The sequence below is a fragment of the Cytobacillus sp. genome, from assembly GCF_964223445.1.
Taxonomy (GTDB): Bacteria; Bacillota; Bacilli; order Bacillales; family Cytobacillaceae; genus Cytobacillus.
Genome location: NZ_CAXQGS010000058.1, coordinates 25107 through 48602, shown reverse-complemented (window position 1 = coordinate 48602; position 23496 = coordinate 25107). Strand labels below are relative to the sequence as shown.

22 protein-coding genes and 2 pseudogenes are annotated in these 23496 nt (G+C 43.3%); 13 read left to right on the top strand and 11 right to left on the bottom strand.

Annotated elements, in window-relative coordinates:
• Window positions 1–20: 20 nt before the first annotated feature.
• Entirely contained in the window at window positions 21–785 is a 765-nt protein-coding gene (locus tag ACEQ1T_RS11130) for a gluconate 2-dehydrogenase subunit 3 family protein (protein ID WP_206842099.1), read from the bottom strand.
• Between the two features lie 460 nt (window positions 786–1245).
• Here ACEQ1T_RS11130 and ACEQ1T_RS11125 point away from each other — a divergent pair, with 460 nt between their 5' ends.
• Window positions 1246–1974: a 5-formyltetrahydrofolate cyclo-ligase gene (locus ACEQ1T_RS11125; protein WP_370222940.1), complete on the top strand. Its 729-nt coding sequence runs from the start codon at window positions 1246–1248 to the stop codon at window positions 1972–1974.
• 7 nt (window positions 1975–1981) lie between these two features.
• On the opposite strand, the pseudogene ACEQ1T_RS11120 reads toward ACEQ1T_RS11125, so the two are convergent.
• From ACEQ1T_RS11120 to mscL, 3 genes and pseudogenes are all read right to left on the bottom strand, one after another.
• Window positions 1982–2419, bottom strand: a pseudogene (locus ACEQ1T_RS11120) (AhpC/TSA family protein); the annotation flags it as partial.
• A gap of 220 nt (window positions 2420–2639) precedes the next feature.
• Window positions 2640–3281, bottom strand: a complete 642-nt coding sequence (locus tag ACEQ1T_RS11115) for a Bax inhibitor-1/YccA family protein (RefSeq protein WP_206842107.1) — start codon at window positions 3279–3281, stop codon at window positions 2640–2642.
• Window positions 3282–3350: 69 nt separating this feature from the next.
• Window positions 3351–3722 (bottom strand): large conductance mechanosensitive channel protein MscL, encoded by a 372-nt coding sequence (gene mscL, locus ACEQ1T_RS11110; protein WP_370222939.1) that lies wholly within the window; start codon window positions 3720–3722, stop codon window positions 3351–3353.
• 302 nt (window positions 3723–4024) lie between these two features.
• On the opposite strand from mscL, the gene queF reads away from it, so the two are divergent.
• The 4 genes from queF (at window position 4025) to ACEQ1T_RS11090 (ending at window position 7880) form a co-directional block, all read left to right on the top strand.
• Complete coding sequence (gene queF, locus ACEQ1T_RS11105) at window positions 4025–4522, top strand: preQ(1) synthase (protein WP_370222937.1); 498 nt, start codon at window positions 4025–4027, stop codon at window positions 4520–4522.
• Window positions 4523–4681: 159 nt separating this feature from the next.
• Entirely contained in the window at window positions 4682–4972 is a 291-nt protein-coding gene (locus tag ACEQ1T_RS11100; protein WP_206842126.1) for a YhdT family protein, read from the top strand.
• On the top strand, window positions 4969–6411 hold the full coding sequence (gene panF / locus ACEQ1T_RS11095; protein WP_370222936.1) for a sodium/pantothenate symporter: 1443 nt from the start codon (window positions 4969–4971) through the stop codon (window positions 6409–6411). The genes ACEQ1T_RS11100 and panF overlap by 4 nt, the downstream gene beginning before the upstream one ends.
• A 272-nt stretch (window positions 6412–6683) precedes the next feature.
• The gene (locus ACEQ1T_RS11090) at window positions 6684–7880 is read left to right on the top strand and encodes a hypothetical protein (protein WP_370222935.1); all 1197 of its coding nucleotides are present in this window, start codon (window positions 6684–6686) and stop codon (window positions 7878–7880) included.
• A 170-nt stretch (window positions 7881–8050) separates the two neighbouring features.
• Here ACEQ1T_RS11090 and ACEQ1T_RS11085 read toward each other — a convergent pair whose 3' ends face one another.
• The 4 genes from ACEQ1T_RS11085 to ACEQ1T_RS11070 all read right to left on the bottom strand — a co-directional run bounded on the left by ACEQ1T_RS11085 (window position 8051) and on the right by ACEQ1T_RS11070 (window position 14317).
• A complete protein-coding gene (locus ACEQ1T_RS11085) occupies window positions 8051–9283 on the bottom strand; it encodes an aminopeptidase (protein ID WP_370222934.1) in 1233 nt (410 codons plus the stop codon).
• A 136-nt stretch (window positions 9284–9419) separates the two neighbouring features.
• Complete coding sequence (locus ACEQ1T_RS11080) at window positions 9420–10697, bottom strand: MDR family MFS transporter (RefSeq protein WP_370222932.1); 1278 nt, start codon at window positions 10695–10697, stop codon at window positions 9420–9422.
• Window positions 10698–10812: 115 nt separating this feature from the next.
• Window positions 10813–12123: a short-chain fatty acid transporter gene (locus ACEQ1T_RS11075; protein WP_370222930.1), complete on the bottom strand. Its 1311-nt coding sequence runs from the start codon at window positions 12121–12123 to the stop codon at window positions 10813–10815.
• A gap of 100 nt (window positions 12124–12223) precedes the next feature.
• Window positions 12224–14317, bottom strand: a complete 2094-nt coding sequence (locus tag ACEQ1T_RS11070) for a DNA topoisomerase III (RefSeq protein ID WP_370222928.1) — start codon at window positions 14315–14317, stop codon at window positions 12224–12226.
• A 203-nt stretch (window positions 14318–14520) separates the two neighbouring features.
• On the opposite strand from ACEQ1T_RS11070, the gene ACEQ1T_RS11065 reads away from it, so the two are divergent.
• Both ACEQ1T_RS11065 and hutH read left to right on the top strand, forming a co-directional pair.
• The gene (locus ACEQ1T_RS11065; protein ID WP_370222926.1) at window positions 14521–15360 is read left to right on the top strand and encodes an STAS domain-containing protein; all 840 of its coding nucleotides are present in this window, start codon (window positions 14521–14523) and stop codon (window positions 15358–15360) included.
• 346 nt (window positions 15361–15706) lie between these two features.
• Window positions 15707–17200, top strand: coding sequence for a histidine ammonia-lyase (hutH, locus tag ACEQ1T_RS11060; protein ID WP_370222947.1), 1494 nt, complete (start codon window positions 15707–15709; stop codon window positions 17198–17200).
• A 132-nt stretch (window positions 17201–17332) separates the two neighbouring features.
• Here hutH and ACEQ1T_RS11055 read toward each other — a convergent pair whose 3' ends face one another.
• A complete protein-coding gene (locus tag ACEQ1T_RS11055) occupies window positions 17333–17521 on the bottom strand; it encodes a hypothetical protein (protein ID WP_009334922.1) in 189 nt (62 codons plus the stop codon).
• A 161-nt stretch (window positions 17522–17682) separates the two neighbouring features.
• Here ACEQ1T_RS11055 and ACEQ1T_RS11050 point away from each other — a divergent pair, with 161 nt between their 5' ends.
• From ACEQ1T_RS11050 to motB, 6 genes and pseudogenes are all read left to right on the top strand, one after another.
• Window positions 17683–18270, top strand: coding sequence for a peroxiredoxin (locus ACEQ1T_RS11050; protein ID WP_370222924.1), 588 nt, complete (start codon window positions 17683–17685; stop codon window positions 18268–18270).
• Window positions 18271–18394: 124 nt separating this feature from the next.
• A pseudogene (locus ACEQ1T_RS11045) lies at window positions 18395–18758 on the top strand (DUF1992 domain-containing protein).
• A 30-nt stretch (window positions 18759–18788) separates the two neighbouring features.
• Complete coding sequence (locus ACEQ1T_RS11040; RefSeq protein WP_370222922.1) at window positions 18789–19250, top strand: STAS domain-containing protein; 462 nt, start codon at window positions 18789–18791, stop codon at window positions 19248–19250.
• A gap of 140 nt (window positions 19251–19390) precedes the next feature.
• A complete protein-coding gene (locus ACEQ1T_RS11035) occupies window positions 19391–19786 on the top strand; it encodes a hypothetical protein (protein WP_206842243.1) in 396 nt (131 codons plus the stop codon).
• Window positions 19787–19922: 136 nt separating this feature from the next.
• Window positions 19923–20717 carry a flagellar motor stator protein MotA gene (gene motA, locus ACEQ1T_RS11030; RefSeq protein WP_206842245.1) on the top strand — a complete coding sequence of 265 codons (795 nt, stop codon included), beginning with the start codon at window positions 19923–19925 and terminating at the stop codon, window positions 20715–20717.
• Window positions 20710–21507: a flagellar motor protein MotB gene (gene motB / locus ACEQ1T_RS11025; protein WP_370222919.1), complete on the top strand. Its 798-nt coding sequence runs from the start codon at window positions 20710–20712 to the stop codon at window positions 21505–21507. The genes motA and motB overlap by 8 nt, the downstream gene beginning before the upstream one ends.
• Before the next feature lie 307 nt (window positions 21508–21814).
• Here motB and ACEQ1T_RS11020 read toward each other — a convergent pair whose 3' ends face one another.
• Both ACEQ1T_RS11020 and ACEQ1T_RS11015 read right to left on the bottom strand, forming a co-directional pair.
• Window positions 21815–23011: an MFS transporter gene (locus ACEQ1T_RS11020; protein WP_370222917.1), complete on the bottom strand. Its 1197-nt coding sequence runs from the start codon at window positions 23009–23011 to the stop codon at window positions 21815–21817.
• 54 nt (window positions 23012–23065) lie between these two features.
• Window positions 23066–23494 (bottom strand): MarR family winged helix-turn-helix transcriptional regulator, encoded by a 429-nt coding sequence (locus ACEQ1T_RS11015; protein ID WP_206842282.1) that lies wholly within the window; start codon window positions 23492–23494, stop codon window positions 23066–23068.
• Between the last annotated feature and the right edge of the window lie 2 nt (window positions 23495–23496).

Below are 23496 nucleotides of genomic sequence, written 5' to 3'. Positions count from 1 at the left end.
CACTTCCTTTAGAGATAGTACTATTTGGTATATGAATGGAGACTGTTCGGTTTAATTTCAACAAATTTTTCAGACTCTATTTGATTGATATAGCTCATTTGATGGCCAGGAAAGTCTTTCATTTTCCAGCCTTCCATATTCTTGTTTCCGGCATAGGCAGGATCTGCATAGACGCCTTCAATAGTTGCTGCCCGGAGAATATTAAAAAATGTCCTTGAGGTAACACCCCGAAGCTCTACTTTATCTTCCTCAAAGGCCGTAAGGATTTCATCCTGCTGTTCACCCTCAAGTTCAGCGAAAGGCTTTTTGAACTTATCATTGCTGTAGGTCTGCAGGGCGACAAGGCCGACATCAAAGACTTCATGCCGTTTTAAAGGGGATTGGTAACCCTGAAAGTTTGAGCCTGGGAAGAATGGGCCCTGCATATATTCCCTTGTATTGTTTCCCCATGAGCCCGCAAGCTGATGGTCGATAAAAAAAGGAACATCCAAATCATTAGCACCAGGGCCATTTTCATCCTTTGGATAAATTCTTTCAACTGCAGCCTGCAGAATTCCGAATATTTCAGGGTTTGTGAAATATAAAGGTGACTGCTGGTAGGCAACCTGATTATGCCCGTTTGTATGGGCATTCTCTTCTGTTGCTGTACCGTCTTTATTCATGTTGGCACCAATTAAGCCGCCAAGAATGCCGCCTCCTACCAAACCGCCGGCAACTAACCCGGAATTGCGGATGAATCTCCTACGGGACATGGTTGATTCTTGTTTTTGTTCATGTTCAGACATTTACCTAGAAACCTCCTTTTATTTGCCATTATGGTGAAAAACATACATGTCTAAACAATGATCAGGAATTTTTTTGGGAGATAGGGAGAAAAGAAGAGGGGAGAGAAGGGGATATATGAGGCATTAAAAAAGATGCAAACCGATTGGTCTGCACCTTTTTTAAGTCCGATGACGGACAACCTGAGGATTATGATTTGCATAGGGCCGAACCGATTTTAAATATATCGGTTATAGACGAGAGTGCCTTTCGAACGCTCTGCAAACCCTCCCTGGTTTCTTGCAATGCCAATGACGAACCTTGAAGTCGCTGTTACGCTTTTCATCGTCAACCAGTCCCTTCTGTTTTGTTATTGGCCTTGCATTATTTGTTTACCCCGTGTACTTGTCTTAAAACCTTTTTATTTAAAAAATTGGAGTTTCTTTCTTTAATAGATAAAATGAAAGAAAGGAAGTGAACGCAATGAATACGAAGAAAGAAATCCGTGAGTACATATGGAATTATCTTGAGGAGAATAAGCTTGGCCGCTTTCCGTTTCCTTTAAAAAATAGAATCCCCAATTTCAAAGGAGCTGAAAAAGCGGCTGCATTTATTTTTAAGATGCCTGAGTATAAAGAGGCAAAGGTAATTAAAGTAAATCCTGATTCTCCGCAGCTGCCGATCCGCACTCAAATTTTGAAAGATGGAAAGACATTGCTGGTGCCCACTCCAAGGCTTAAAGCTGGATTTATTATGGTAAAGCCCGAATGGGTACCCGCCGGGGAGGAGCGGAAAGCAGCGAGCCTTAAGCATATCCGCTCATATGGAAAAGAAGTTCCTCTCACAGAATTGCCGAGGATTGATTTGTTTTTTGCCGGATCTGTGGGCCTTCATCGGGATGGCCGGCGTGTCGGAAAAGGGGAGGGCTATGCTGACCGTGAATATGCCATCATCAGAGAGCTGGGAAATCCGGAAATCCCTGTGATTGGAACAGTCAACAGCGTCCAGGTTACAGAGGCAGATATCCCGAGGGACCCGTATGATTTGACCGTCGACTGGATTGCAACCGAAAAGGAACTGATCAGAACCAATACGCCATATTCAAAGCCAGGCGGCATTCAATGGGATCTTGTAACCGAGGAACAAATGGAAGAGATGCCGGTATTGCGTGAAATATGGGAGATCACAAAAGAAAGGCAGCCAGGTAATTGACTGCCTTTTAAGCTTTAACTTCGTCCATTTTCTTTAGAACATCATTAATCTTTGCGTGATCTTCAGGTGATTCATCAATATGCTTCCATAAAATTTTTCCCTGCGGAGAGAAAAGCCATGTCCCGCCCTGAATGTAGACATCCTGGGTCTTCATGGATTTCATGACAAACTCCTTCTGTTTTTCATTATCAGGGAAAAACCTTTTTACCTTGCCAGTAATAAATCCAAAAGCTGCTTTTGAAAGAAGCTTCCACTTTGGCATCGTTTTATGTCCCATTCCTCTATAAGCTTCCCGGGAAGGATCGCCAAGGATCGGGAAAGGGAACGGTCCGAATTGCTCAAGGAATTGATTGATGAAGGTTCCTTTGGAAGGAGCTACGACAATGACCTGAAAACCTCTGGATTCCCATTCACTTATGCGCTCGCGCAACTGCGCAAGATATTCTCTGCAGACCGGTCAGCCAAGGTGGCGGACGAAAACAGCCATTGTGTATTGGCCATTAATGGCCTGTTCAAGAGTAATATTTTTATCAGGATTTTGGGTTTCTAAAATATAATTCATTATTATCCCGCCTCTCGGATTTTACTTCTGATCATACCTAAACTTTTTAAAGGAATAAAGAAATGCGGCTTGCACATAAAAAAACAGGAGGTCGCACTCCTGTTTAGTCCCTGCTCCCCAAAATTCCAAAAATGCGAAGAATATTAATGAACAGGTTGATAAAATCAAGGTATAGGTTAAGAGCCATCAAAGGCACTTCTTCCGGTGACACTCCATAATGCTTCATGCGGTTAAAGTCGAATAGCACATATCCGCTGAATACAAGCACTCCGATGAAGGAGAATGCCAGCATAGCATTAGAGCTTAACGGCCAGAAGATGCTGAAAATCGAGATTGCAATAAGGGCAAGCAATGCTGCCATCAGCATGCCGCCAAGGAAAGATAAATCCCGCTTGGTTGTCGTAGCGTAAACGGCCAAACCTGTGAATACAACCGTTGTCGCTGCAAGTGCAACCAGTACGGGGTTCGGGCCAATGGCAGCCAGGTAATGGGCAACAATTGGATAAGTCGTCATACCGGAAATAAATGTAAATACATACAGGAATGGATAACCAATAGCCTTTTTGCGGCGAAGGAGGAAAGCGAAAAGCAGCATTCCGAGTTCAAGAATCATGAGCGGCAAAAATAGGGCTGGAGGGATGAAGACACCCGCCATCGTTCCGATAAAAGCAATCCCCAATGATAAGGCAAACGCCCGTAAGACAGAAGGCAAATAACTGTTATTTGCAGTATGCTGTACATACATTTTTTCATTTCTCCTCTAAAATCATTTGTATATGTATATACGTCAGAACTATTGTTTAAGTTTCATTTTTTATTTTGTTTTTAAAAGGTCTCTTATTTCAGTTAAAAGCTCAACGTTTTTATCCACTGCTGGTGCAGGCTTTGCTTCTTCTTTCTTTTTGAAACGATTGTTGATAATCCTGATAAAGACGAAGATTGAGAATGCCACGATGAAGAAATCAACCACATTTTGTATGAATAAACCGTATTTGACTTCCGCGCTGCCGACCTTTATCATCAGATCGCTAAAGTCTACTCCGCCCATCAGCAATCCAACAAGCGGCATGATGATATCATCTACAAGAGAAGATACAATCTTTCCGAAGGCAGCTCCGATAACAACCCCGACAGCCAAATCAAGCACATTTCCCTTTAGGGCGAATTTTTTAAACTCATTCCACATAACATGTCACCTTTCTTTGAAAAATTACCGTAATTATACTATGAAGAATAAATGAAAACCAGATAAGGAAGCCCCTATTGACAGAAACAGGCTTTTTCTCTATAGTAACAATGACAATTATATTTCGAATATTCCCGTGCGAACGGGAGAGGTTCATAGCTTCACCCTCTATAAAAAACTATGGCTTTGATTATACAATAATCAACCATATCCATAAGAGGATATGGTTTTTGTTTTTTCAAGCTGTACTTTTTGGACCTCTCCTTAGGATCAGCGGGATCATATAAAGGGAGGCTTTTTTGATGTCAGGAAGAAAAGATGAGGAATTAACGGATATTACACTATTGGGAAGTCAGGGTACAAACTATCTTTTTGAATACTCGCCTGAGATTCTGGAGGCTTTTGACAATAAGCATCCAAACCGCGATTATTTTGTAAAGTTTAATTGCCCTGAGTTTACGAGTCTTTGCCCTAAAACGGGACAGCCGGATTTTGCGACCATCTATATCAGCTATATTCCGGATCAGAAAATGGTAGAGAGCAAGTCATTAAAGCTGTATCTTTTCAGCTTTAGAAATCATGGCGATTTCCATGAGGACTGCATGAACATCATTATGAATGATCTTATTGAATTAATGGATCCCCGCTATATTGAGGTTTGGGGCAAATTTACGCCACGTGGAGGAATCTCCATCGATCCGTATTGCAACTACGGAAAGCCTGGGACGAAATATGAAAAAATGGCGGATTACCGTTTGATGAACCATGACCTTTACCCGGAGACAATTGATAATCGTTAAGACCACAGCTTGCTTAAAGTGCAATTTTAAAATAATATCAAAAAAGGCAGAGCAATCTGCTTTTTTTGTTGCAGAAAAAATACATAAGTGGGATTATATTTAGGGAATATTCTGTATTTTTGTGAGCGTTACTATAAAAAAGCTCTGAAGGGGGACAAAATGAAGAAAGGCATACATAAAAAAGATCCGCGCTTCAAAATCGCAGAGAGAGAAGCATGGATTGGCATTGGTCTGGTACTCTTCAATTTTGTATGGTGGTATGGGTTTGCCTACGGGATGGGATCAAGGCCCGCAGATGAGTATACATACATAATGGGGCTGCCTGCCTGGTTTTTCTGGAGCTGTGTGGCAGGGTTTGCTGTAATGGTGATTCTGGTAACAGCAGCTGTTAAGTTTCTGTTTAAAGAAGTTCCCTTTGAAGAAAATGAAGAGGGGAGAGAATCCGAATGAACTGGCAGGTTATTGCTCCTCTTTTCATCTTCTTAATCATTATTTTTCTCGTCGGCTTATGGTCCAGCAGAAAGATTGATACCGGAAGCTCGTTCCTGCAGGATTACTTTCTTGGAGGAAGGCAGCTGGGCGGATTTATTCTGGCTATGACCATGATTGCAACCTACGGAAGTGCCAGCAGTTTCATTGGTGGGCCGGGCGTTGCATACACACAGGGGCTTGGCTGGGTGCTGCTTGCGATGTCACAGGTTGTCACAGGTTATTTCGTTCTCATGGTTCTGGGGAAAAAGTTTGCCATTACAGCAAGAAAATATAATGCTGTGACGCTCATCGATTTTCTAAAAGAAAGATATAACAGCAGATGGGTCGTCTGGCTTTCCTCTCTCAGCATCATTATTTTCCTGTTTTCTGCCATGGCTGCCCAATGGGTTGGCGGAGCAAGATTAATTGAGTCACTGACAGGATTAAGCTATTTATCTGCTTTATTCATTTTTGCAGCTTCCGTTATGGTCTACGTGGTGATCGGCGGCTTCCGTGCTGTTGCCGTAACTGATGCCGTCCAAGGGGGAATCATGTTCATCGGCACTATGATCCTTCTGATTGCTGTTATTGTGGCAGGCGGGGGAATTCCGAATATTATCAGTGACCTGTCTTCAGAAAACCCGAATCTGATTACACCATTTGGCTTTGATGGCGGGTTGACTCCTTTATATGTGTCCTCATTCTGGATTTTGGTGGGAGTGGGAGTTGTGGGACTTCCGCAGGTAGCCGTGAGGGCCATGTCCTATAAAAATGCCAGAGCCATGCATAGGGCCATTATCATCGGAACAATAGTAGTCGGCTTTATCATGCTTGGCATGCATTTAATTGGCGTATTTGCCCGGCCAATTCTTCCAGGGATTGAAGTGGGGGATAAAGTCATGCCGATGATTGCGATGGAAGTGCTTCCTCCATGGCTCGCGGGGATTGTACTGGCAGCACCGATGGCTGCCATCATGTCAACAGTGGATTCCCTGCTCCTTCTGGTCAGCTCGGCGATTGTGAAAGATGTCTATATTAATTACATTAAGCCTGATGCCAAAGAAGCTGCCATCAAAAAACTGAGTTTTGCGGTTACTGCTCTGCTTGGCATTCTGGTTTGCATCATGGCTCTCAGTCCGCCCGATTTGCTGATCTGGCTGAATCTCTTTTCTTTTGGGGGACTGGAAGCCGCCTTCATATGGCCTGTTGTGCTGGGCCTTTATTGGGCTAATGGAAATAGATATGGTGCAGTGGCCTCGATGATAACCGGAACGGCCACCTATATTTTATTCCATACTTTTTATCCAAATGCATTAGGCATGAATACAGTCGTATTGCCTATTGCTTTGTCACTGGCGGCTTATGTAGCAGTAAGTCTATTTACGGAAAAATCAGCATCAGAATCTGCAGAAATTTAAGCAAGAGGCTCCGGAGACTATTCCGGAGCCTCTTGTATGTAACGGCAAAAGGCTGATAAATAGGGAACGGAGCGCTTCAATCAAACGTTTGATTGAAGCAGGAGAAGAGTCATATATAAAGGATACGGGAGGAAACCCTTGTTTTTGTAAAAAAATGAGCATATTGATAGGTTTGTAGAAACGATCCCTATTTGTTACACTTAATTAGTTGAAACGTAATTGTAACATTTGACTTTAAATGGAAATGTTTTTATAACATTAGGGAGAATATAATGAAAAATTTTATAAATATGATTATGATTGCCATGCTATCATCCGTTATAGCAGGCTGCTCAAGTGAAATAAACGCATCTTTAAATACAGAAGAAATAAAATTTAAAAAAGAAGATAAAGTGGAAGCTGAGCAAAATACATTAGCTGTAAAAGAGGACGGAAAAGAGAAAAAAGATACTGTATGGCTTGAAGGCAAGTCACTATTCCAGGTGGACGCTACAGATGGGAAAAAGAAATATTCAGTCTACCTTTATGCGGCAGACCAAAGAAGAACCATTCTGGAAGAGGACAGTTCGAAAGGGAAGAAAGGCGATTCTTATTTTACAGGACATTATTCAGTTTACCTGGCTGAAAAAGGTTCGAAAGAGGCTTACAGACAAGAGGTCTTGAATAACAGTGCTGAAATGTCATTTAATCCATCGAAGGAGCAGGTTTACACTCAAATAATGAGGAACAAAACCATTGTCTCGATCTTTCAGCCAAAGGGGGAAAATGCAGTTAAGGCCCAGCTTCTGGCTATTAACGATGGAGAAGTGCTGAAAATCAGTACAGAAAAAGAAGTGATCACTTCCTCCAAAGCGAAAATAAAAAATATTAATCAGAAGTATCTTCAAACTGCCCAAAATAAGAATGATAGATGGGTTATTTCAACATGGCAATTTAATGACGAAACCCTAACGATGAGCCTGCATGACCGAATAGAGCTGAACAAAGAAGATCATTCTGAGATCGACTGGATGAATTTGTGGTTAAAAGAGGAAGCCCTGTACTATCCTTTTAAAAACCTGGCACTCAGCGTGGATGCCATTGAAAAAGCAAAACAGGGAATTCCGCTCGGAAGCCCATATCCGATTGGCACAAACATATCTGAAATTAAGAAATCAGATCCAAATTTTATTAAGGAAGGGTTTGAAAATGGCAGCACTTTTGTCATGTATCCTGAAATCACCTATTATTTTGAACGGGAAACCGGCAATGTAACGGCTATTTCTATTCCTGGACAGCGGGTGAGAACTTCAATTGAAGAGATTACTGCTATGTTTGGCACCCCTGCGCAGGTATTGGAAAAGATGCTGTCAGGAGAAACTATTTCCACCTACCTGGCAGATAAATATTCCATCGAAATCATTTCTGATTTAGAAGGAAATGTTAGTGAAGTAGTATTAATGAAAACAAAAAATCATGCGGCACAATGACCGCATGATTTTTTTGTAAAATAAGAAAGCATTAAACTTTGAACTTCGAGAACCGTCTAGCTCCAGCGCCTACCCCCTCGAGGTCACAAGTCAAGCCACCCAAAAGGCAAAGGACGCCTTTCCGGGAGGCTCGTCTTGTGCTTGTCGGGGGTAAACAAGGCGCTTCCGCTTTAAAATGCCCAATCACCTTTCCTGAATACAGGTTCAGCGCTGCCGTCTTCATTGATTCCGTCGATATCCATTTCAGCGGAACCAATCATGAAGTCAACATGTGTTAAGCTTTCGTTCAAGCCGTTTTCAGCCAGTTCTTCACTGGACATTTTCTTGCCGCCTTCAATGCAGAATGCATACGCACTGCCAATGGCAAGGTGGTTTGAAGCATTTTCATCAAATAAAGTATTATAGAAAAGCAGATTGGATTGTGAAATTGGCGAGTTGAAAGGAACCAGGGCCACTTCACCAAGATAGTGGGATCCTTCATCTGTCTCAACAAGCTGCTTAAGAATCTCTTCGCCTTCTTCCGCTTTCACATCGACAATGCGCCCGTTTTCAAAGGTCAGGCTGAAATTATCGATGATATTTCCGCCATAGCTTAAAGGCTTTGTGCTGGAAACCGTGCCGTTAACACCTGTCTTGTAAGGTACTGTAAATACTTCTTCAGTCGGCATGTTAGCCATGAATTCATGTCCCTGTTCATTAACGCTGCCTGCTCCGACCCATAAGTGGCCTTTTGGAAGCTCAATCGTCAGGTCCGTACCTGGAGCTTTATAATGAAGCTTCTGATATCGCCTGCTGTTCAAATAATCCACTTTTTCATGAAGTGTTTCATCATGCTTTTTCCAGGCTTCAACCGGGCTATCCAAATCAGCGCGAGTCGCTTTAAAAATAGCTTCCCAAAGCATTTCCACACGGGATTCTTCCGGTGCGTCAGGGAATACCATGTTTGCCCAGGCCTGAGATGGGGCTGCAATGACTGTCCAGCTTACTTTATCGGACTGGATGAATTTGCGGTATTTTGCAAGCGCCTTTCCGGCAGCTTTCTGGAAGCTTGAGATTCGCTCTGATTTCACGCCTTTCAGCAAATCAGGGCTTGCTGAAACGATTGACATGAATGCCGCACCCTTCTCAGCTAAATCTTCGACTTCCTTTGCCCGCCATTCCGGGTATTCGGAGAAGGACTCATCCGGTGCCAAATCGTACTTTGTGCGTGTGACCGCATCATCGCTCCAGTTCACAACTACGTTATGAGCTCCTGCTTCATAGGCCTTTTTAACAATTGTACGAACGAGGTCAGCTGCATCAAGGGTTGTGTTAATAACAAGCGTCTGTCCTTTTTGTACATTTACGCCGACCTTTACGGCAAGCTCTGCGTATTTCTCTAAATTCGTTTGAAATTGACTCATTATGTATTCTCCTTTGTCAGAATCTTCATTTTCATTGTAGCTGTTCTGTTCGCAAAAAGAAACCTATTGAACTGAAAATCGTCCTCCAGAACCTTGGATCTCCATCTATGGACGGAGACAAAATTAAAAAGGAATCTTATACAGATTCCTTTTTGGCATGGAATGCATTATTTTCAGGCAAAGCAAACATCAGCCAATACAAAAACGCACTTACAACAGCCAGCAGCGCCAGTATAAAGAATGTCCAGTCATATCCGATCCAGACTGTAAGCGGAATGGAAATAGGTGCAATGGTTTTCCCGATTGTAAATCGAAGGGAGGCAGCTGCAAAGTACTGACCCCGCATATGATCTGGAGCAATTTTGGATACATAGCTCTGCTGAAGGCCAGCTGTCATTAATTCACCCATAGTGAAAACGGCCATAGCCAGAATTAATCCCCAAATCCATTGCGTTTGCCCAAACATGATGATGGCTGCTGCATAAGTAAGAGATGATAAGATAAAGACATTTCTTTCCCTGTACTTTAACATCATTTTCGTTACGGCTACGGTAAATAAGGCTACGAGGAAGCCGTTCTCAGACAGCAGAATGCCAAAAGCCTGTTCTCCATGAACAGAAAAGGACCAGTCATTCCATTTAAAAAGCGCCTGATTATGAACTGCTTCATTTGTATAGACAGGTATTAAAAGATCAAGCTGCATAAAGGTCTGTGCAGCCAGAACACCTGCTATGATAAAAAGGAGAAAGGTTTTGTCTCTGAAGATAATGCCATAATCTTTCGTTTGCTTTAATAAAGCGGCATGCCATTTACTAGTTCCGCTTTCTGCATGTACTTGTATTGGCAATGTTTCCCTTGTCCACCGTAAAAGGATGAAAGATAACAGAATACAGATAATGCCGGCGGCCATAAGAAGCTGAAAACGGTAATGGACATAGAAAATGGCTCCTAGAATGGGACCCACCACAACCGCAATATTAATGGAAGTGTAAAAAATAGCAAAAACCTGGCTTCTGTCCTTTTCCTCCACCACATCGGCAACCATTGCCTGGCTTGCGGGCCAATAAAATGAACCGAAGATTCCCACAAAAGCAAAGCAGATAAAACCAAGCACAGGTGAATCCAGCCAGGGTGAACTGGCAAATCCAAAAATGATAAATGAAAGTCCCTGTCCGCATGCAGAGAGAACCATCATTTTTTTGCGTCCAAAACGGTCAGCAGTATAACCTCCCATTAAGTTGGCAAGCACGGAGAATACCTGAGAAAAAATGAGCAATAAACCAGCCTTGTCTTTTCCGAATTCATCCGCGAAATAAATCGTTAAAAACGGGAAGAACATCCAGAATGTAATGTTCATAAGCGCTTCCCCAAATAACCTTACTTTTAAATTCTTATCCCAATCTTTTATTTTCATGCTGTTTCCCCAACTTCAATCTCAGAATAACGCTATCATACTACCAAAATTGGATGAAACACAAGAAGACTTTTTCCAAAAAAGCCAAACCTTGATCAGGCTTGGCTTTTCTTAATCAATATACAAAAAACATCAAAACGGTCGTAACAATGCCCACCCATATGGCCAGCAATGCACAGTAGCCCATTATATGACGAATATGAAGGCCAACCACACTCAGTATAGGAAGGGCCCAGAAAGGCTGGATCAGGTTGGTCCAGGCATCCCCCCAGCCTACAGCCATAGCAGTAATGGCGGGATCCACCCCCAGCTGCAGACCTGCAGGCACTTGAAGCGGCCCTTGCAATGCCCACTGCCCGCCGCCTGAAGGAGCAAGAATATTGACGAGTCCGGCAGCCCAGTAGGTGAATATATCAAAGGTGTCTTTACTTGCTATGGATGCCATCCCATTAATGATAGACTCTGCTAACCCGGAGCTGCCGAGAACGGCGATTATGCCGGCGTAAAACGGGAATTGCAGAATGATAGGAGAAATGGCAGAACCCGCTTCTTTAAAAGCATTGGCGTATTGTACGAGCGATTTATGAAGGATGAGGCCTAACGATAGAAAGGCAATATTGATAATATTCAAGTCAAGGTCACGCCCGTTTACAAACTCAAATATGACATAGATTATCCCGATTAATCCGGTAATGATGCCGAGAAAGGGTGTTCTTTCAAGCTTTCCGGCGGGTGTTATTAAAACTTCCTGTTCAGATTCCTGCTTGGGTGCCTTAGGGGGAACGTATGAGATAATGCCTTTTTTGGGTGCCATCAGCACAATGAAAATCGGCATCGTAATAACAAGAGCAATTAAAATAGCAATTGTTCCAGGATGGAAAATGGTCTCCGAAGTTGGGATGACGCCAGCCACTTCCTCCAGAAAATGGCCCCTGGTCGCAACAGTCAAACCAATTGAACTCGATAAACCGGCAGTATAAAGAGCAGTTGGTGCATAGGCTGCAGCCACTAATAGAGGAAAGTGTGCGTTCTGATTTCTTTTTCCAACTTCACGGGCAATAATGGCGCCAACGACAACAGCAAGGCCCCAGTTAATATAATAAGCAGCAGATGAAACGAGAAAAGTCAGCACGTAAGCCTGGTTGGCTGTCTTTGCTTTTGAGGACAGCTTTTCAAGTATCAGCTGTACAGAAGGAACAGATGCAAGCGCCATGCCTGTCATTAAGAGGAGCACCATCTGCATGGTAAAAGCTAGATACACCCATAATCCGTCACCGAAGGATTTAAACAGCTCAACAGGCTCGGAAGGCTTCATGAAAAAACCGGCAATAAACACAAACAGAGTCATTAATACCGCGATGACAAAGGCGTCCGGGAGATACCTTTCCACAAGCTTGGAGAAACGGTCTGCCACTCTGGTTAACATCTTTTCACTCTCCTTTCAGTATTAGTACATGCTATGGAGAGGACAAGCTGTGTATGCCAGATCATACAGAAATAGCCCTGACATCAGCCAGGGCTATCTATTAATCCTTATCTTCCATGGCAGCCTTCAGCAAATCGCCAAGGCTTGTTCCAAAGGAATCTTCCTTCTGGGTGTATTTCTGAACAAGTTTTCGCTCTTCCCGTTTGTTGACGGCTTTCTTTTTGTCCTGTGCTTTTTCCACCACATTGCATGGCCTGCACTGGAAGTAGGCGCCTGCCTTGCCCTGGTGGATTTCCATCTTTTTGCGGCACTGAGGGCAGCGGCGGTTTGAAAGCTTTGGATCCTTGCGTTTCCGGAAATTACAATCAAGATTGGAGCAGACAAGTATTTTTCCGTCCTTGGTATTCCTTTCTTTTAGGAAGGAATCGCATTCTGGACATTTTGACCCAGTGAGATTGTGGGCACGATACGATTTGTCGCTCTTTTTAATTTCAGAAACCAATGTCCGTGTCTGCTTGCGGATATTCTGCAGAAACTCTTTGGGGTCTGCTTTTCCGCGTGCGATTTTCTCCAGCTCCTGTTCCCATTTAGCAGTCAGTTCCGGTGATTTCAGATCTTCATTTACCAGGTCCATCAGCTGTTTGCCCTTTTTAGTCGGAAACAGGCGTCCATTTTGCCTTTCGATCGCTTCCGTATCAAGGAGCCGTTCAATGATTTCCGCTCTAGTCGCAGGTGTTCCTAAGCTATATTTTTCCATCTGGGTCAAAATGTCAGCTTCGGAATAGCGAAGAGGAGGTTCAGTAAGCTTGGCAGACAATTCAGCCGTTTGTACCGTAAAACTCTGTCCTTTTGAGATGTTCTTCAGGCTCTGTTTTCCTGCTTCTTCATCACTGCTGCCTTCAACCTTGCGATAACCCAGGTCGATAACTGCTGTTTCCCTGGCTGTGAATGTTTCACCGTTAACATCAATAGCAGCATGGATGGTTTCATACTTATAAGGGTTATGGAAGATGGCCAGAAATCTGCGCAGAATCAATTCGTACAGCTTCCGCTCATCAGCCGACAAATCACCGAGGTGTACACGTTCTTCAGTCGGAATAATTGCATGATGGTCGGTTACTTTTTCATTATTAAAGACTCGCTTTGCCAGGACCTTGCCCTGATTTGCAAGGATTGGCTTCACTTCGTCCTTATAGGAAGCTGCAATGCCATGAAGGCGATCCATCATGGTTGCTTCCATATCTTTTGTCAAATAGCGCGAGTCTGTCCGCGGATAGGTGACAAGCTTATGCTGCTCATAAAGTTTCTGCAGCACATTAGACGTTTTCTTGGCGGAAAAGCCGTAACGCTTATTGGCGTCACGCTGCAGCTCCGTCAAATCATAAGGAAGCGGCTGCGGCTCTGTTCTTTCCTTCCGGTTAATGGACTGGATAACCGCTTTTTGGCCCTTCACTTTAGAAAGGACTCCATCAGCTGCTTCTTTAGAAAAGAGGCGCCTTTCACCATTTTTCTCCCAGTCAGCCTGCAGGGGGCCAATTTGAGCGCGAATCGTCCAGTACTCTTTTGGAACAAATTTTTGAATCAATTGCTCCCTTTCCATCACGAGAGCCAGTGTCGGCGTCTGCACCCGGCCGGCGGATAGGGGATCCTTGTATTTAGTCGTCAGGGCCCTTGTGACATTCAAGCCGATGAGCCAATCGGCCTCTGCCCGGCAGACGGCGGATTCATACAAATCTTCAAATTGTTTTCCTGGCTTAAGGTTTTGAAAACCGTCCCGGATGGCGCGGTCCGTTACAGAAGAAATCCATAAGCGTTTGATTTTTTTGCGCCAGCGGATTTTTTCCAATATCCAGCGTGCGACAAGCTCCCCTTCGCGGCCTGCATCAGTAGCAATGATAATTTCCTTAATATCCATCCGTTTTGCCAGGTTCTCAATGGCTTTATACTGGTGGCTGGTCTGCTTCATCACCTTCAGGCCCATTTGATCAGGAATAATCGGCAGATCCTCCAGATTCCAGTTTTTATATTTGCTGTCATAATGCTCAGGCATCTTTAACTCGATTAGATGGCCAAGAGCCCATGTCACGATATATTTATCGCCTTCCATATAGCTTTTATGAGATTGCCGGCATCCCAGAACCCGTGCAAGTTCACGGGCAACACTGGGCTTTTCAGCAAGAACAAGTGATTTCATAATTACTCCTTTCAAATTACATTCAGCCATTTCTGTCCAAACTAAGTATAGCTGAAAATCATCCATATTTGTAATCGGATAAATTTTTTGCTGGGCAGAGAAGTAAATTACTGCCTAAGTTGTATTGCTTTTCATTAGTCACAATTCATTCTACAATGGACTTACCAGTTTGTTTACAAATAGAAAGAGACAAGGTGAAATGAATGAATGCAAAAAATCAGCATCTTTATGATTACATTCAGGAGAATTCAAAAAATATCACAGACATGTGGCTGTCTTTAAGGGATAAACAAAAAGGCTCCATTTATTCTGCAGATGCAGACCCCGCTTATGAGAAGCTCCTGAGAGAACAAAATACGTTTACCAACCGCACCGTTTCAGCAGCTCTGCTTGATGAGGACACATTTAACGAGAATATGGAGGAATGGGCCATTACAGTAGCGGAGAGCAGAGTGGATTCTAATACGCCCATATTTCAAGTGCTTGAAGCTTTAAGCAATGTGCGGGAAACCTATTGGTGTTTTGTGGAAAAGTTCATTAACGAAAACCAGTCCGAAGTCAAAACAGATGATGTATTGAAATGGAGCACGATCATTAACAAGGCTTTTGATAAGCTCATCAATAAATTTTCAGAGAAATATTATGAACTGACGACCAATCGGCTTGTTGCCCAGCAAAGTCTGATCAATGAACTTGGAACTCCGGTCATTCCTGTAAAAGACCATACAGCAGTACTGCCGCTTATCGGCAATATTGACACCGAACGTGCACGAATCCTGCTGGAGGAAATTCCGAAAAAATGTGCAAAAGAAGATGTTGAACATCTATTCATTGATTTATCAGGTGTGGCCATCATCGACACGATGGTTGCCCATCAAATATTCTCATTAACGACAGCTTTAAAGCTCCTGGGGGTAAAATCCACCATCTCCGGCATCAGCCCTGAAGTTGCCCAGACTTCCATTCAGCTTGGCCTGGACTTCACAGGCATTCATACTTACGGTACGTTAAAGCAAGCATTGAAAAGACAAGACATTGAATGAAACCAGGCTGGCAGAAATGCCGGCTTTTTATATGGCTATAATAAAAACGCTTTACTGTGTTACCATTCTAACAATCTAACTTGTTAAAAAATGGTAAAAATTAATTGACATCTTCTCATATGGCACATAGAATTAATTATATTCAGAAAATATATTAAAAATAGGCTGTGATAAAGATGAGGCATCTAAAAACGGATACTGCAAATAATCTTTTTAAAAAGGCTGTATTTCAAACCTGTGTTTGAGATACAGCCTTTTCTTTATCTCGCTAACGTACCGGGGAGGATTTGAAATGGAAAAATTGACAGAATCGATGATGACTTTAACTCGCGGGGAGGAGAGCAACGTGGTTACTTTAAATGGAAATACCCTTACTTTGTCTGAAGTCAAAAGAGTGCTTTTTGAAGGAGTAATGGCTGCAGCATCAGAAGAAAGCATGCAGCGTGTAAAAAACAGCCGTGAAGCCGTTAAGAGAATTGTAAGTGAAGAAAAAGTCATTTACGGCATTAACACCGGATTTGGCAAATTCAGCGATGTACGAATTGATCAGGGAGATGTAGAGGATCTTCAGCTGAATTTAATCCGCTCTCATGCATGCGGTGTAGGGAAACCATTCCCTGAGCCTGTCTCGAGAGCTATGCTCCTATTAAGAGCCAATGCTTTATTGAAAGGGTTCTCAGGAGTCCGGCCTGTCGTGATAGAAACTCTTTTAGCTCTTGTGAATAAACAAATCCATCCCGTCATCCCGCAGCAGGGTTCTCTTGGAGCGAGCGGCGATTTGGCGCCTCTTTCCCATTTGGCATTAGTACTAATGGGAGAAGGTGAAGTGTTTTTCAAGGGTGAAAGAAAGCCTGCGCTGGAAGTGCTTGTTCAGGAGGGAATAAAGCCATTAACTTTACAGGCGAAGGAAGGGCTTGCCCTGATTAACGGCACTCAAGCGATGACGGCAATGGGAGTCATTGGTTATCTGGAAGCGGAAAAAATCGCTTATCAAAGTGAATTGATCGCTGCAGTTACAATGGAGGGCTTAAACGGCATTATTGATGCGTTTGATGAAAATATACATCAGGCAAGAGGCTATCAGCAGCAGGTGGATACAGCAAGAAGAGTAAGGGAATATCTGTCAGGCAGCAGCCTGATCACAAGACAGGGAGAAATCCGGGTGCAGGACGCCTATTCCATCCGCTGCATCCCGCAGGTGCATGGGGCATCCTGGCAGGCTCTTGATTATGTAAAAGAAAAGCTTGAAATTGAAATGAATGCAGCTACGGATAATCCGCTTATTTTTGAAAATGGGGAAAGCGTCATATCCGGCGGAAACTTTCATGGGCAGCCAATCGCACTTGCAATGGACTTCATGAAAATTGCGGTCGCGGAATTGGCCAATATTTCAGAGCGCCGGATTGAGAGACTTGTTAACCCTCAGCTGAGCGATTTGCCGCCATTTTTAAGCCCGGAGCCTGGACTCCAGTCAGGTGCGATGATTCTCCAATATGTTGCAGCATCACTTGTTTCAGAAAATAAGACACTTGCCCATCCGGCAAGTGTGGATTCGATCCCTTCATCCGGTAATCAGGAAGATCATGTGAGCATGGGAACCATCGGATCAAGACATGCTTATCAGATTATCCAGAATGTCAATAAAGTGCTTGCAATTGAACTGATTTGCGCCCTGCAGGCAGCGGAATACCGCGGTTCTGATAAAATGGCTGATAAAACAAAACGTTTTTATGAAGAAGCAAGGAAAGTGGTGCCTTCCATTACAAAAGACCGCGTATTTTCAAAAGATATTGAAGCATGCGCGTCCTGGCTGAAAGAAGTTGAAATAGACGCAATATAAGCAGCAGGGGTCTGAATGTTCTCAGACCCCTCTTTAAATTAATAAAGTAAATAATTTTGAACATCGAGAACTGTCTTGCGCAAGCAGCCTGCCGCCGAGGTGTACGGGGTGAGCAAGGCGCGTCCGCTTTACTTAATCTTTGGCTCTTTCCTCAAGTTGCTTTGCTTCATCTTCTTCAAAGCGGTTTTTAAACGCTTCCTGTGTCACAATAAATTCTTCATCTTCCTGGGCTTCTGTAGTGTGGCGCTCGACCATTGTGTGTTCAGGAAATTCCCCGGGGTGATGTTTTCTTTTATGATTAAAATGGACTCCGCGTGACATAATCAGGCTCCTTTCATTCTTGAAGTAGCATTCTTTCACTATTTTTCCCTTGGGCATCAGGACTATGTATGGCTCTCTCATTCAATATTTTCCGTTCAACTTTGCCTTTATGCGCATAAGTATATATAGCAGAGACGAAAGAGGAAGGGAGGGGGATAGCCATGAAAGATCCGAATGCTTCCGTATTCTGTGCGGGCCGGGGTGACCGGGCGCCGGTATTTATTGCAGATGCTGTCATTGATCATCAAATAAAAAAGGTCAATTTGGAGAATTTTATTGGAAAATGGGTGCTGCTGTTTTTTTACCCGAGTGATTTTACATTTGTCTGACCGACAGAATTGGCGGCGGTCGCCGCTGTGAATCCATATTTAAAAGCCTTAAACTGTGAAGTAATGTCCATCAGTACGGACAGTGTATATGCCCATAAAGTATTTAAGGAAACATCTCCCTCTTTAAAAAATGTAAATTATCCAATGGTAAGCGATCGAACCCATCAAATAAGCAGAGCTTATAGGGTTTTGGATGAAAAGTCTGGAGCGGCGGTCAGGGCATCTGTTTTTATCGACCCCAATGGCATTATTGCGGCGAAGCTCATTTACCCAGGGGAAGTCGGCAGAAATCTGCATGAACATGTCAGAATCATGCAGGGAATTCAATATGCACAGCAGACAGGGAAAGGTGTGCCGGCTAATTGGCAGCCTGGCCAGACCGGGATTAACATTGATCCGAACTTAATAGGCAAAATCTGAAGGGAGGAGGCGCAAGCTTTCTCTTGATTTTTCTGCAGATCCTCCATATACATAATTACTTTAATAAGCAGCGACGAAAATATATAATAATAAGTAACAAATGAAGTGAAGGGGGAACTTGAGATTGGACTTCTTTTCTATACTGTCTGAAGATCGGATAAAGAAAGCGTATAAGGATGGCGAATTTGATCATTTGCCAGGCTATGGAAAACCGCTTCCGTTCGATGACCTGTCTTCCGTCCCTGAGAATTTGCGCATGGCATACCGCATCATGAAGAATGCCGGATTCACTGATGAAGAAAACCAAATGAAGAAAGAAATGCTGACGATCGAAGATCTTATTAAACAATGTGAGGAAAAAGGCATTGCAGAAGAAACTGAACGAAAAGATGCTCCGATTTAACAGCATGATGGCGAAACGAAGACAAAACACCAACTCATCCCTTTTCAAGAACTACGGAGAAAAAATTAACAATAAATTATTCTAATGGTTAGATGATCGGAATTGAGGAGAATACATGAACAAAGATGAATATATAGCGGTCCTTGAAAAAAGAGTGGAAGAATATGAGGCAGCCATTGCGGATATGACTGCACCGATTATTCCTTCGATTATTCCCCAGACGATCCTGGTGCCAATTACAGGCCTGCTCATGGCAGAAAGATTCGAAAAAATTACAGCTGAAATCCTGAATCATATTAAAGAACATGACACTGAATTTGCCATCATAGATTTTACAGATATTACGGTCGACCGCATAGAGAAGATGTGCCTTTCCGAACTTGGACAGCAAATCCGCAACCTGACTGATTCCATTAACCTCATGGGAGTAAAGCCTTACTTTGTGGGAATGACCCCGCAGCTGATAAAGGAAATTGTCTTATCCGGCATTCAATTAAATGCTGAAACACATGCTACTTTCCAGGCGGCCTTAAAGCATTTAATGAAAATAAACAGCCTCGTCTTTCAAAAAGTATAAAATTTGCAAACTCCTCTCCTGAAAAGGACAGGGGTTTTTTTCTTTAAACAGGCACATTTTCTTTCCGATTGGGGATTTGTCCATGCGAAAACCTCCTGCGACACATAATCTATAGTATCCATGAGAAGGGAGGTAGACATATGTCGAGAGATTGGAGAAGAAGATTTGAGGTTAATGCAGATGAAGTGGAGATCAGAGCCGATAGAGTTATTGTAAAAGAAGATGATGATCGCCGGGATGATGATGTAAGAGGGGCGGAAGACCGTCGCAGGAAGCACCGCCGGGATGACGATGTAGCTGGAATTGAAGATAGACGCAGAAGAGGATGCGGATGTGGCTGGGGATGCGGCTGGGGTTGCCGGAATAATGTTGGCGGAGCAGAAGATGACCGCAGAAAACACCGCCGTGACAATGTACGCGGTGCAGGTGACTTATGGTACAACAGAGACTTAGCCGGATCTGGCAGAGGCTGCAGATGCCGCCGGGATGACGATGACCGCAGAAGAAGAGGTTTCTGCGGATGCCGCTGGATCTAATATCGATGAAAAAAAGGCAGGGGAAGTACCTCTGCCTTTTATATATGAAAATTTTCCTAAAGAACTGTAAAAATCAACCGAAATTAATAATAGAAGGTATTAGAGATTTTCAGACTACATAGAAGGTGTGGCTTGTATGGATAAGACAACGATAATAGGAGTTATATTAGGGATCATAGCAGTTGGAATAGGGATGGTTTTTAAAGGGGTTTCCCCTTCTGTTCTGATTAATCCGGCCGCTATTTTGATCATTATCCTGGGAACTGCAGCAGCAGTGGCAATTGCATTTCCAACGAATGAAATCAAACGGGTGCCAAAGCTTTTTGGCATTTTATTTAAAGAAGAAAAGCTGATGAACCCTGCTGAGATGATTAAGATGTTTTCGGATTGGGCTCAGCTGGCAAGAAAAGAAGGATTGCTTGCACTTGAAGTCAAAACGAACGAAATCGAAAACCCTTTTTTAAAAAACGGCTTATCTCTGGCTGTTGATGGGCAAAGTGCCGATTATATACGTGATGTATTAAGCGAAGAAATCGAAGCGATGGAAGAAAGACATCAGGCCGGAGCGCAAATTTTCAGCCAGGCAGGTACCTATGCCCCATCTCTTGGAGTATTGGGCGCAGTTATTGGGTTGATCGCAGCACTGGGAAATATGGAGGACACCACCAGCCTGGGACATGCTATCAGTGCGGCATTCGTAGCAACATTACTGGGGATTTTCACGGGTTATGTGTTCTGGCATCCTTTTGCCAATAAGCTAAAGAGAAAATCCAAGCAGGAAGCAAAAATTAAAAGCATGATGATTGAAGGAATTCTTTCTATTTTAGAAGGGGAGGCTCCCCGGGTAATAGAACAAAAGCTTGCTTCCTACCTTCCTGCAGGAGAACGCCGGAAATTCCTTGAAGAAAGCAGCGTGGCGAAGGATGAGTAGGCGGAAAAAGAAGCAGCACCATGAGGAGCATGTAGATGAATCCTGGCTATTGCCATATGCTGATTTATTAACTCTGCTTCTGGCCCTGTTCATTGTCCTTTTCGCAATGAGTTCTGTAGATGCCCAGAAATTTCAAAAGCTGTCAAAGGCATTCAACGATGTCTTTTCAGGCGGGACCGGGGTATTTGAATTCCCAAGCCCAATGCCAGAAGGGCAAATGCAATCCACTGATGCAGTGTCCGAAAAGCCAAGCAAGGATCTCGAGGAGATGGTAGCTCTGGATGAATTGGAAAAAGAAAAGCTGAAGCAGGCTGCCGATCAGGAAGAATTGGCAGAGCTGCAGCAAAGAGTCAATGCCTTTATCGAAAATCAAAACCTGGCAGATAAACTGGAAACCTCTTTAACCACCGAAGGACTGCTTGTGTCAATCAGGGATAATGTCCTGTTCGGCTCAGGGAGTGCAGAAGTCCGTGAACAGGATTTAAATATGGCAGGTGAAATTGCAGAGCTTCTCATCATGGACCCGCCAAGGAACATTATCATCAGCGGCCATACAGACAATGTCCCGATCCGCAACTCAAACTTTGAGTCCAACTGGGAGCTCAGTGTGATGCGCGCTGTCAACTTTATGAAAATCATCCTGAAAAACGGCCAGCTGGACCCTAAATGGTTCAGTGCCAAAGGCTTTGGAGAATTCCAGCCGGTTGCCGGAAATGATACCAGGGAAGGCAGAGCGAAGAACAGACGGGTAGAGATTTTAATATTGCCAAGAACGGGGAATCAGCCATAGGGGCTGGTTTCTTTTTGCTTGAAAATTAAAAAAGCGCTGTGATCCAGCCGCTTTGAATAAAAAAACATTATTCATTTGCTTCATGTTCCGTGCCATCCGGTTTGCACATGCGGTCGACCATTACACCAAACAGAAATACACAGGCAATTGGAATTGAAAAATTCAATACATGAACAATGGTCATCAGCGAACCTCCCCTAAGGTATTAATCACATTATATGCCAATGTTCACGGAAAAAGACAATTAATATTCAGAAAATATACATAATTATAGATTGACAAAAAGAAAAGAGCCGCATACGGGCTCTTATAATGGAAGATCTGCTTCTGAATGAATGGTTTTTGGTTCTGTCTTTTTTCCATGAAGCAGGTAGTAAACAAGTAATCCAAACAATGCTACGCCCGCAAGCATAAAGTAAAGTGATGCGAAGCCTGTTTTTACAGCAAGTACTCCAAGCACATAGGATCCTAATCCAATTCCGGTATCAAAAAGTGTGAAGAAGGTTGAGGTAGCAAGTCCGCGTTTAGCTGGATCAGCCTGCTTAATTGCAACCGTTTGGAGACCCGGAACAATGGTGCCATATCCCAATCCGATTATCGCACCTGACAGCAAAAACACAAAGGTACTGTTTGCCTGGCTTAGTAAAAATAACCCTGCGGCAAAAAGAATAATGGCCGGATAGATCACTCTATTTTCTCCGTACGCATCAAACCAGCGGCCTGTAAATGGGCGGGACATAATAATAAATGCCGCATATACCACAAAAAAGAAGCTTGCAGCTTCAAGCAAATCAAGCTCTTTCGCATAAACAGAAATAAAGGAAAGAATTCCAGAGTAAGCGAAAGCAAGGATGCCTGCCGAAATCGCCACAGGAACTGCATTTTTTTCAAATAAGCTTGAAAGTGTAAATTTTGGATGCTTCACAGAGCTCTCTGATTTTTGCGGTATTTTTACAAAAACACCCAGCACTATAGCAATAAATGATAAGATTGTACATAAAGCAAAAATCCATGTGAAGCTTGCGTATTGAACAATCGTCAAACCGGCAAACGGTCCAATGACCATGGCCAGATTCATGAACATCGCATAATAGCCAAGCCCTTCGCCTCTGCGTTCATTCGGCACAATATCAGCAACGATAGCCCCAGTTGCAGTGGTAGCCATACCGAATCCAACTCCGTGCAGAAATCTCAGTGCTAAAAGAGCAGGGGTAGAATCAGCCCAGAAGTAAAGCAGGGAAGATACAGCAAACACAATCAAGGAAGCAAGCAGGATCTTTCGGCGTCCAACCTCGTCAATCCATTTCCCTGTAAAAGGCCGGCTGATCACTGCAGCAATCAGAAAGACCGAAATAATCAGCCCCACCTGTGTTTCGTCCCCTTTTAAATCATCCAAAATATAAAGAGGAAGCGTAGTCAGCAAAACATAAAACCCCATAAATAAGAAAAAACTTGTAATAGAAATGCTCAAAAAATCCTTCGTCCATAATGGCTGTTTCTTCATGTTGTCCTCCTAACAATGAAGTACCAGGTACCTATACCAATTTGGTGAACTGGTCTAGGTGCCTGGTACCATATTTTCTCTCATTTTTGCCATAAGTCTGATCATCGTGCTGATTTCTTCTTCCGTAATATTCTGCAAAACATTGCTTTCACTTGATCGCACGGCGGCAAGCCAATTGTCGTACTCCTGGATAGCTGCATCAGTCAGTGAAATCAATTTTTCACGTTTGTCCTTTCCTGCCGTTCTGGTGATCCAGCCCGATTTCTCAAGACGGGCCAATGTCCTGGTCATGGTTGGAGCTTCAACTCCCAGATAAGAAGAAATCTCTTTTTGAGTGCTCGGGCCTCCAACTTTCAGACGGTAAATAATTGTCCATTGAGCTGCATATAAACCAAGGGGCACCAAACTTTCATTAAGTACTTTGGAAAAATGGCGGGTAAATTGGTTAATGGAATGAAAAAATTCACTTTGATTAGGGTGCATTG

What these genes read in the sequence shown, in the direction of transcription:
- ACEQ1T_RS11130 (WP_206842099.1), bottom strand. Translation starts at nt 785, where the DNA reads ATGTCTGAACATGAACAAAAACAAGAATCAACCATGTCCCGTAGGAGA.
- ACEQ1T_RS11125 (WP_370222940.1), top strand. Translation starts at nt 1,246, where the DNA reads ATGAATACGAAGAAAGAAATCCGTGAGTACATATGGAATTATCTTGAG.
- ACEQ1T_RS11115 (WP_206842107.1), bottom strand. Translation starts at nt 3,281, where the DNA reads ATGTATGTACAGCATACTGCAAATAACAGTTATTTGCCTTCTGTCTTA.
- mscL (WP_370222939.1), bottom strand. Translation starts at nt 3,722, where the DNA reads ATGTGGAATGAGTTTAAAAAATTCGCCCTAAAGGGAAATGTGCTTGAT.
- queF (WP_370222937.1), top strand. Translation starts at nt 4,025, where the DNA reads ATGTCAGGAAGAAAAGATGAGGAATTAACGGATATTACACTATTGGGA.
- ACEQ1T_RS11100 (WP_206842126.1), top strand. Translation starts at nt 4,682, where the DNA reads ATGAAGAAAGGCATACATAAAAAAGATCCGCGCTTCAAAATCGCAGAG.
- panF (WP_370222936.1), top strand. Translation starts at nt 4,969, where the DNA reads ATGAACTGGCAGGTTATTGCTCCTCTTTTCATCTTCTTAATCATTATT.
- ACEQ1T_RS11090 (WP_370222935.1), top strand. Translation starts at nt 6,684, where the DNA reads ATGAAAAATTTTATAAATATGATTATGATTGCCATGCTATCATCCGTT.
- ACEQ1T_RS11085 (WP_370222934.1), bottom strand. Translation starts at nt 9,283, where the DNA reads ATGAGTCAATTTCAAACGAATTTAGAGAAATACGCAGAGCTTGCCGTA.
- ACEQ1T_RS11080 (WP_370222932.1), bottom strand. Translation starts at nt 10,697, where the DNA reads ATGAAAATAAAAGATTGGGATAAGAATTTAAAAGTAAGGTTATTTGGG.
- ACEQ1T_RS11075 (WP_370222930.1), bottom strand. Translation starts at nt 12,123, where the DNA reads ATGTTAACCAGAGTGGCAGACCGTTTCTCCAAGCTTGTGGAAAGGTAT.
- ACEQ1T_RS11070 (WP_370222928.1), bottom strand. Translation starts at nt 14,317, where the DNA reads ATGAAATCACTTGTTCTTGCTGAAAAGCCCAGTGTTGCCCGTGAACTT.
- ACEQ1T_RS11065 (WP_370222926.1), top strand. Translation starts at nt 14,521, where the DNA reads ATGAATGCAAAAAATCAGCATCTTTATGATTACATTCAGGAGAATTCA.
- ACEQ1T_RS11055 (WP_009334922.1), bottom strand. Translation starts at nt 17,521, where the DNA reads ATGTCACGCGGAGTCCATTTTAATCATAAAAGAAAACATCACCCCGGG.
- ACEQ1T_RS11040 (WP_370222922.1), top strand. Translation starts at nt 18,789, where the DNA reads ATGAACAAAGATGAATATATAGCGGTCCTTGAAAAAAGAGTGGAAGAA.
- ACEQ1T_RS11035 (WP_206842243.1), top strand. Translation starts at nt 19,391, where the DNA reads ATGTCGAGAGATTGGAGAAGAAGATTTGAGGTTAATGCAGATGAAGTG.
- motA (WP_206842245.1), top strand. Translation starts at nt 19,923, where the DNA reads ATGGATAAGACAACGATAATAGGAGTTATATTAGGGATCATAGCAGTT.
- motB (WP_370222919.1), top strand. Translation starts at nt 20,710, where the DNA reads ATGAGTAGGCGGAAAAAGAAGCAGCACCATGAGGAGCATGTAGATGAA.
- ACEQ1T_RS11020 (WP_370222917.1), bottom strand. Translation starts at nt 23,011, where the DNA reads ATGAAGAAACAGCCATTATGGACGAAGGATTTTTTGAGCATTTCTATT.
- ACEQ1T_RS11015 (WP_206842282.1), bottom strand. Translation starts at nt 23,494, where the DNA reads ATGCACCCTAATCAAAGTGAATTTTTTCATTCCATTAACCAATTTACC.